Genomic DNA, 1,573 nt, shown 5'->3' with positions numbered 1-1,573 from the left:
TTCGCCTCCAAGAGTTATCAGGGAACCACCGTTCGCGACATCGCCAAGGAAGCCGGCGTGTCCGAGGCGCTCTTATATAAATACTTCCCTTCGAAGAAGGCGCTCTTTCTCGAAGCCTTCGAGCGCTCCAACAAGTTTCTGTTCGAGAAGCTGCAGGAGATGCTCCGCACCTCCAAGCGGCCCAAGGAAATGGCCCGCGAGCTCTTTCTCTTCTACTACCGCTTCCTTCAGGAAGATCAGGTCTATCCCCGGATGCTCTTCCTCGTTATGGCCGAGCTCGACGACCCCGAGGTGAAGAAGGTCTTTGTGGGCGGCCTGAAGAAGACCGCCAAGCTCGTCCAGCGCTCGCTCAAGCAGGCCCAGGATTACGGCCTTGTCGAACGAAAGCTCAACGTCGAGGTCAGCTCCTGGCTGATGCTGGGCGCCTACCAGATGCTCGCCCTGATGAAGGAAGCGGGCATCCTGACCGAAATGTCGGAAAAGGAATTCGCCGCGGTCATCGATTCGGTGCCCGAGGCATTCTCTCCCTCTACCAAGTAATGAAACCACGTCGCATTGTCGTTGGCGCGCTGGCAAAGAAGAAGCGCGTGCTTCCGCCGCAGGTGGAACCCATCAATCTCTATTGCCTCAACACGCCGGGGCAGGGCGACGGTGCGGTGTTGCTCGACTGCGGGTTTTTCATTCCCCATGAAATTCGACCCAAGCAGGCACACCCGGTTTTCCAGACCGACTACGATGCGCTTCGCAGCCTGAGCCTCCAGGAAGTTGCCGCCGGCCTTCAGGCCCACGGCTACCCGGGCATCGATGTCGTCATCTCAACCCACGGCCACGCCGACCACGCCGGGCTGGGGCCCGAACTGCACAGGGAATACAACTGCGAGTTCTGGGCCAGCGAGTCCGAGGGGAGCCTGCGGCTCTCGCCCGAAGATGCCGGCTTCGACATGCGCAGCGTGCTGCGCTCAAACGGATTCTACGAGGGACGCTTCGGCCCTGTGGCGAAGATGTTTGCCTCCACTGAAAAGGACGGCTCGCCCGGCTTTTCGCGCATGGGCGACGCGGAATACGACCTGAATGTCCGCCGGGTGCTCAAGCCCGAAGAAGTGATCGATCTTGGCGAGGAGCGCTACCGCGTGCTGGAGGTCTACGGCCACAGCCGCGGGCAGGTGCTGCTCGTCAACGAGAGTGACCCCTCCGACATGGCCATTCACGGTGCCGACCAGATCCAGAAGAACGAGCCGCCGACCTTTCTGAGCTACTCGGGCCTGCGGCTGGGGCTCGGCTGGTATCTGCGCAGCATGGACGCGCTCTTTGAAAAGCATCCCGAATACCGGCAGATCCGCCGCATCTATCCCGCCCATGCCAGCACCGGGCATCTCGATCGCTTCGAAAAGACGCCGATCGAGAACCTTGGCCAGTGGTGGGACGCCTGCAGCGGCAAGATTCACGGCGAGCTCGAGACGGCGCTCGAGACGCTGAGCACCGGGCCGATGCTGGCCATGGATCTCTTCGAGCACATTCTCGGCGAGCGCGCCGACGCGCTGGCCGCCAAGGGAATGAACGGCATGATCGCCCA

Annotated in this window: 2 protein-coding genes; both read left to right on the top strand. The window is 61.5% G+C overall.

Annotated features, from left to right (window positions below):
* The coding region (locus KDH09_16960) for a TetR/AcrR family transcriptional regulator (GenBank protein ID MCB0221390.1) at positions 1–540 on the top strand (540 nt) is incomplete at its 5' end.
* The coding region (locus tag KDH09_16955) for an MBL fold metallo-hydrolase (protein MCB0221389.1) at positions 540–1,573 on the top strand (1,034 nt) is incomplete at its 3' end. The genes KDH09_16960 and KDH09_16955, both read left to right, overlap by 1 nt.

The sequence above is a fragment of the Chrysiogenia bacterium genome (assembly GCA_020434085.1).
GTDB lineage: Bacteria > JAGRBM01 > JAGRBM01 > JAGRBM01 > JAGRBM01 > JAGRBM01.
Note: the sequence above shows the minus strand (reverse complement) of the source record. Positions and strands in the feature narration are given on the sequence as shown.